The sequence below is a fragment of the Cysteiniphilum sp. 19S12-1 genome (genome assembly GCF_052030685.1).
Classification (GTDB): Bacteria; Pseudomonadota; Gammaproteobacteria; order Francisellales; family Francisellaceae; genus Caedibacter.
In genome coordinates, this window is record NZ_JBQAJM010000027.1 from 23,451 (window position 1) to 31,334 (window position 7,884).

General features: G+C 41.6%; 3 protein-coding genes. 1 reads left to right on the forward strand and 2 read right to left on the reverse strand.

Annotation, left to right across the window (positions count from 1 at the left end; all coding sequences use genetic code 11):
- Window positions 1-7: 7 nt before the first annotated feature.
- Window positions 8-3,895, reverse strand: coding sequence for a phosphoribosylformylglycinamidine synthase (gene purL, locus ACTS4L_RS09055; protein ID WP_440616530.1), 3,888 nt, complete (start codon window positions 3,893-3,895; stop codon window positions 8-10).
- A gap of 335 nt (window positions 3,896-4,230) precedes the next feature.
- Window positions 4,231-5,433, reverse strand: a complete 1,203-nt coding sequence (gene purT / locus ACTS4L_RS09060; RefSeq protein WP_440616528.1) for a formate-dependent phosphoribosylglycinamide formyltransferase — start codon at window positions 5,431-5,433, stop codon at window positions 4,231-4,233.
- 182 nt (window positions 5,434-5,615) lie between these two features.
- Here purT and ligA point away from each other — a divergent pair, with 182 nt between their 5' ends.
- Window positions 5,616-7,661 carry an NAD-dependent DNA ligase LigA gene (gene ligA / locus ACTS4L_RS09065; protein WP_440616527.1) on the forward strand — a complete coding sequence of 682 codons (2,046 nt, stop codon included), beginning with the start codon at window positions 5,616-5,618 and terminating at the stop codon, window positions 7,659-7,661.
- The last annotated feature ends 223 nt before the right edge of the window (window positions 7,662-7,884 follow it).

A 7,884-nucleotide genomic window follows, 5' to 3' on the forward strand; every position in this document is an offset into this window, starting at 1 on the left:
TATGATTTTATCCCACCCACCGGCGTGCATTCATAAACAAGCGCATCCACGGTGAGTATTCGATATCCTTGTTTTTCCAATCCGCGGGATACCATGACATTTGTACCAATCTAAAGGCGCGCTCTGGATGTGGCATCATGATGGTGGCTCGTCCATCAAGTGATGTGAAGCTCGTGAAGCCACCCTCTGAGCCATTTGGATTTAATGGATAGTGCTCGGTGGGCTTGCTGTGGCTGTCGATATAGCGCATTGCTGTTTGCTCATTGGCAATTAAGTGCTTTAAGTCATCTTGCTGTTGATACTGTGTGCGTCCTTCAGCATGAGAGACAACAATAGGCATTTTTAAGCCTGCCATATCTTCAAAGATAATGGATGCCGTTTTTAATACTTCAACCATCGATAAACGACCTTCAAATTGCTCAGAAAGGTTGCGTACAAAGCGTGGCCAGTGCGTGGCTCCGGGAATGATATCTTTTAATTGTGAGAGCATTTGACAACCATTACACATGCCAACAGTGAAAGTATCAGTGCGCGCGAAAAATTGCGCAAATTGCTCTAAAAGCGTTTGGTCAAACAAAATAGACTTTGCCCAACCACCACCGGCACCCAGTACATCACCATACGAGAAACCACCACACGCAGCGAGTCCTTTAAAGTCACTAAGGTTAATGCGCTTATTTTGTAAATCTGTCATGTGCACATCAATGGCATCAAAGCCACTTAGCGTGAAAGCTGCTGCCATTTCATTATTACTATTAACCCCTTGTTCGCGTAAGATCGCTACTTTGGGTTTGCTGTCAAGGTTAAGATAAGGGCTGGCAATATTTTCTTTACAATTAAACGATACTTGTGCAAAAAGACCATGATCATTATGACCATTAATCAGATCATGCTCTTGATCAGCGCACTGTGCATTATCACGCATACGTTGAATCTGGTATGAGGTTTCAGACCAAAGTGTTTGCAACTCGGCGCGGGTCATGCAGAAAACTTCATCAATATCGTGGCTAATAATCAGTTTGGCATCATCGGTTGATGTATTAGGTCGCCCAATCGCATGCGCTTTTAGCTGGAAACTGGCAAGGACTTGCATCACGATGCTGCGATCAGTGTTTCTGACCTGAATCACCGCACCCAACTCTTCATTAAAGAGAGTCGCATGAACATCATCGCCAAGGGCATCAATATCAATATCTAAACCACACTTAGCCGCAAACATCATCTCACAAAGGGTGGTAAATAAACCACCATCTGAGCGATCATGATAAGCACAAATCTTATCATCTTTAACCAATTGATGAATGGCAGCAAAGAAATTTTGCAAAAGCTCGGGTTCAATATCAGGTGTTTCATTGCCAAGCTGTTGATAACTTTGCGCAAATGAAGAGCCACCTAGACGGTTCTTACCTAAACCAAGATCTATATAAATTAGATCAGTTTCAAATGCTAAACGCAATTGTGGGGTTAATGTGCGGCGAATATCCTGCACAGGCGCAAAAGCAGTAGCTACAAGAGAAACAGGGGAGGTTACCGATTTTTCTTGATTATCATCATGCCATTTGGTTTTCATCGATAATGAGTCTTTGCCAACAGGGATCGTTAGATCAAGGGCTGGACAAAACTCCATACCAGCAGTTTTGACCATTTCATAGAGTCTGGCATCTTCACCAGGATGTGAGCATGCTGCCATCCAGTTGGCAGAAAGCTTGACATCAGATAAGTGATAGATGTAGGCAGCAGCAATATTAGTAATTGCCTCACCAATGGTGATTCTGGCAGCGGCGGCTGGATTCATCATTGCTAGTATTGGGCGCTCGCCTATTGCCATTGCCTCACCATGATAATCTGTAAAGCTTGTCGCCGTCACCGCAACATCAGCAACAGGCACCTGCCATGGACCAACCATTTGATCGCGTTGTGTCATACCACCAACGGTACGATCACCAATGGTAATTAGAAATTTTTTACTGCCAACAGCAGGTAAGCGTAAAATACGCTTAGCGGCATCTTGTAAATCAATACTACTATAATCCCAGTTGCTATAAGCATTTGCAGTGGTTGTCACATTTTTTAATGTTTTCGGTGCTTTACCTAAAAGCAGTGATAGTGGCATATGAATTGGATTAGTGCTCGAATTATCATCTTTTAGAATCAATGTTTTTTCTTCAGTTGCTTCACCGACAATGCTATAAGGGCAGCGCTCGCGTTTGGCAATGTTATCAAAGGTAGTTAAATCATTCTCAGCAATAGCAAGTACATAACGCTCTTGTGATTCATTACACCAGATCTCCAAAGGTGACAAACCTTTTTCAGCCACTTGAATTTTGTTTAGATCAAAAACAGCCCCGCGCTCACAATCAGCAACCAACTCAGGTAGTGCATTGGATAAACCACCGGCACCAACGTCATGAATGCTAATGATTGGGTTATTAAGCCCCATTGACCAACAGCTATCAATCACTTCTTGTGCGCGACGTTCAATCTCGGCATTATCACGTTGCACAGAAGCAAAATCGAGATCCTCATTAGAGTGCCCAGCGTTAACCGAAGAAGCAGCTCCACCGCCTAAACCAATCAGCATTCCAGGTCCTCCTAAAACGATAATCTTAGCACCGACAGGGATTTTACGTTTTTCGATATGCTCTTCTTTGATATTACCATAGCCTCCTGCAATCATAATCGGCTTATGATAGCCCCAGACTTCACCATTAACATGTTGCTCAAAACTGCGAAAATATCCACATAGATTGGGTCGACCAAATTCGTTGTTGAAAGCCGCACCACCAAGAGGTGCTTCAATCATAATATCTAATGCTGAGGCGATGCGATCAGGTTTGCCATAAGGGGTCTCCCACGGCTGGATATCATGAGGAATATTTAAGTTTGATACGGTATAGCCCGTAAGCCCTGCTTTTGGTTTAGCACCACGTCCAGTGGCTCCCTCATCGCGAATCTCACCACCGGCACCTGTGGCAGCGCCTGGATGCGGGGCGATCGCTGTTGGGTGGTTATGTGTTTCTACTTTAATCTGGATATGGATTGGCTCACGTTTAAAGTGATACAGCCCATTATCATCACGCTGTAAACGCTCAGCAGCATAGCCGGCAATGACTGCGGCATTGTCGTGATAAGCTGAGAGGGTATTTTCTTTGTGATGTTCATAGGTGTTTTTGATCATTGGGAAAAGTCCAAGTGGCTGTGCTTGACCATCAATAATCCAATCTGCTCTAAAAATTTTATGTCGACAATGCTCTGAATTGGCTTGTGCAAACATCATCAGCTCAACATCATTCGGATCGCGATTGAGGTTGACGAAACCGTCATGCAAATAATCAATTTCATCATCAGATAATGCCAAACCAAGCTCAAGATTGATTTTTTCTAGTGCACTACGACCTTCACTTAATAGTGGAATCGTTTGCAGTGTGCCAACAGCGTGGGTACTGATAAATGGGTTGGTATCGGCAATCGAGAAGTTAACTGTTTGCATCATACGGTCATGTAACTTAGCAGAAAGCAAGTTTAAAACATCTTGATTCAGCATATTTTGGCTTTTCAAGTAATAAACAATACCGCGTTCAATGCGCGTGACTTTATTTAGTCCGCAATTGTGTGCAATGTCGGTTGCTTTTGACGACCACGGCGAGATTGTGCCCAAGCGTGGTGTGATAATAACGGTTTGACCTTGTTTATCAGTAAGCTGCCCTTTATCACCATAATCTAATAGTGCTGAGAGCTTATTTAGCTCATCCTCATTTAATACATCATTGTGCTCAATAAAGTGAATATACTCCGCTTGAACCATCTCAATACGAGGATCAATGTCCTGTAATTTAGCTAAGATTTTTTGTTGATCAAACGAAGATAATGCGTCATTGCCAAAAAGTTGTAACATCTTTCCACTCGTGCAGAAGGTTTGTGTGTCAATATTCTGATAGATTTGCTGCAATTTATAAAGTGTAAAATGTGATTTTATTTATGATCTGGATTGAATAGTGAGCAATATACCCATCGTAAATCATTTTGCGATGTGAGTTGTGAAGTAGTTTGTATTGATTCTAATCAGTTTAATTGTAGGCAATAACTAGGACTATTGTCAAAATTCAACTGATTAGAAGTACGCGAAATACAAAGCAAAAAATTCTGTAGATTGGTGTGTGATGGGTATGCTATTGTTTGTTGCAGATTGTTGTTGGGCATAATGTTAATCAGGTATGTACTGTACTAAAGTTATTGAGACGATGGAGCATGGATCTTAATACTGCTTGCAGCAAATTGAGCACGCGCTTTAGCTGTTTCAATGTCCGTATCATATGCCAAGGCAACCCCCATGCGACGTTTGCCAGAGATTTCAGGTTTGGCAAATAGGCGAATATCCGTATTAATCTGGGATAAACCTTCATTTAAACCAATGAAGCTTGGTGCTTGTGATTGTCCTTCAAGTAAAATCGCTGCTGAAGCGCTTGGCATGCGTGTTTCAATATTTGGAATGGGTAAACCCAAGATGGCGCGCAAGTGCAGATCAAACTCAGATAGGTTTTGTGAAACAAGCGTTACCATACCAGTATCGTGTGGTCGAGGGGATACTTCATTAAAATACACTTCATCACCTTTGACAAATAGCTCAACACCAAAAATACCATGTCCACCTAGGGCATCGGTGATGGTTTTGGCAATATGTTGCGCTTGGAATAATAAAGCATCACTCATTGCGTGTGGTTGCCATGATAATCGATAGTCACCATCTTGTTGAATATGACCAATGGGGTCGCAAAACGATGTGCCTTTATTATGACGCACAGTGAGTAAGGTAACCTCATAATCAAAGGGAATAAATTCCTCAATAATGACTTTTTGTATATCGTGGATGTTACCACGCGAACCACTTTGAGCATGATCCCAAGCGGTTTCAATCTCATCAAGCGATCTAACAATCGACTGACCTTTTCCAGAGGAGCTCATCACAGGCTTTACAACGCAGGGCACACCAATCTCTTGTACTTTGATTAGATAATCTTCCCTGTTATTGGCAAAGGCAAAGTTTGAGGTAGGCAGTCCTAGTTCATTAGCAGCAAGTGAACGAATGCCTTGGCGATCCATGGTCAGTTTGGTTGCTTTAGCGCAAGGGATAACGTTAAAGCCTTGTTTCTCAAGGTTAATAAGCTCGTCAGTAGCAATGGCTTCGATCTCCGGCACAATGTAATCAGGTGATTTCTCTTGAACCAAGGCATGTAGCGCTTTGGCATCTTGCATATTAATCACATGTGCCTCGTGGGCAATGTGCATGGCAGGTGCGTTTTCATAACGATCAACAGCGATAACATAAATGCCAAGGCGCTGTGCGCTAATGGCAAACTCTTTGCCAAGTTCACCTGAACCTAAAAGCATGATTTTGGTTTGTGATTTGGTTAAAGCGGTACCTAATATCGTCATTTTGATTCCTTCAAATAGTTTACTGTCAATGATGTCGCCATATGATAACAAAGGCTTAAGACGATGTGTTATGAATTTTATTAAACGCGAGTATGATTAGCTATGTCTAGAGACGGGCTTTTGCTTTTCATCTTGTCCCCCTTTTAGTATGATAGGCGCATGCTGTATAAGTCCTTGTTGACATGCCTAATTTATCTTTTAAAACAAATGCCGAAATTCAAAAATATTATCAAAATCTTTGTGATGAAATTAATCGTTATAATTACGCCTATCACACTTTGGATGAGCCGATAGTGAGTGATCAAGTTTACGATAAGGCCTATCAAGCGCTTGTTGATATAGAGTCTCAATATCAGGATATTTTAGATACCTCATTATCACCAACGAAACGTGTAGGCAGTAAGCCATTAACTGCCTTTGAAGTTATTGCGCACAAGGTGCCGATGTTATCACTATCCAATGGTTTTGATAATGAGGATATTGCAGGGTTTTGTAAGCGATTAACGGAGCTTACACAAACGCGTGCGTTAAGTTTTGAATGTGAACCAAAGTTAGATGGCTTAGCAATTAGCATTCACTATAAAAATGGTGCTTTGGACTATGCTGTAACGCGTGGCGATGGTGTTCAAGGCGAAAAGGTAACAGAGAATGTTAAAACGATTCGTAATGTGCCATTACAATTAAAAGGTGATAATTTGCCCCAAGAGATTGAAGTGCGTGGTGAAATTATCATTAATAAGCAAGATTTTCTAGTACTTAATCAAACCGCTGAGGCGCGTGATGAAAAAGTTTTTGCCAATCCTAGAAATGCCGCAGCCGGCAGTATTCGTCAGTTAGATTCGCGTATTGCTGCCAAGCGTAAATTAAAGATGTATGCTTATGGCGTTGGTGCATATAGTGGGTTTACTTTACCACAAACCCAATATGAATTAATGCAGCAACTAAAAGCTTGGGGCTTTCAATTAACGGATGAAGTTGAAGTGGTTGACGGTGAGCAAGGCTTACTTAATTATTACCAACGCATGAGTCATAAACGCGCTGATTTGCCTTATGATATTGATGGTTTGGTCTATAAATTAAATCGCTTGGATTTGCAAACTAAAGCGGGTTTTATTGCCAAAGCACCACGTTGGGCGCTGGCGCATAAATTTCCCGCTGAAGAAGTTGAATCAGAAATTTTAGCCGTTGATTTTCAAGTCGGACGCACAGGAGCGGTGACGCCTGTAGCAAGATTAAAACCAGTGGCTGTTGGCGGGGTAATTGTTTCAAATGCAACATTACATAATATTGATGAAATCAAGCGCAAAGATATCAAAGTCCATGATCGGGTGATTGTGCGCCGCGCCGGCGATGTGATTCCTGAGGTAGTGCGTTCATTAGCTGAATATCGCGATGATAACACAACACAAGAAATCGTTATGCCCAAAGTGTGTCCTGTCTGTCAATCAAGTATTGAATATATTAACGATCAGGCAATTGCGCGTTGCACGGGGGGCTGGCATTGTAGTGCACAGCGCAAAGAGCGCATTAAGCACTTTGCCTCACGCAAGGCGATGGATATCGATGGCATGGGGGATAAAATCGTTGAGCAGTTAGTCGATAAAGAAATTGTTAAAACGCCGGCTGATTTGTATAGTTTAAGCTTACCCGTTCTAAGTCAATTAGAACGTATGGGGCGTAAATCTTCGCTTAATTTATTGGATGCCTTGGAGAAAAGCAAAACAGTTCACTTAAACCGATTTATTTATGCGCTTGGCATTAAGGATATTGGTGAGGTCAGTGCTAAAGCATTGGCTAATCATTTTGGATCATTAGAGGCGATTAAAAATGCCACCCTTGAGGAGTTGATATCGATTTATGATATCGGTGAGGTGATGGCAAATCATGTTAAAGCTTTTTGGCAAGATCCTTTAAATGTTGAACTGGTTAACGCGCTGATTGCTGTGGGTATTGTAATCAACACTCCTAGGAAAAGAGTGTTATCTATTGCAGAGCATAATATGTTGAGAATGAAAAAGAAGTTTGAGGGCAAAACTATTGTTGTCACAGGAAAACTAACAAGATATACACGAGAACAAATAAAAGATTTGCTTGAGCAAGTATCAGCTAAAACGACTAATAGTATAAGCAAAAAGACAGACTATCTTATAGTTGGTGAAAGTGCAGGTTCAAAATTAGCTAAGGCGCAAGCGCTTGGTATTAAGGTGATCAGTGAGGATGAACTATAGTAAACTGATCAATGATATTCACCCCCTCACCCGCATCGCTACGCAATGCGACCTCTCCCGCAAAGGGAGAGGTGATTAGATCATCCTCTTGTGAAAGCAATTAGGACAATAATTGGCTTGAGAATTAAGTAAATATCTGTAAATTGACTGAAGTTACGCACTTTTGATGTTTGAATTTAAGAAATACGACCACAGATTATGAGTGAAATAAATAAAACTGATG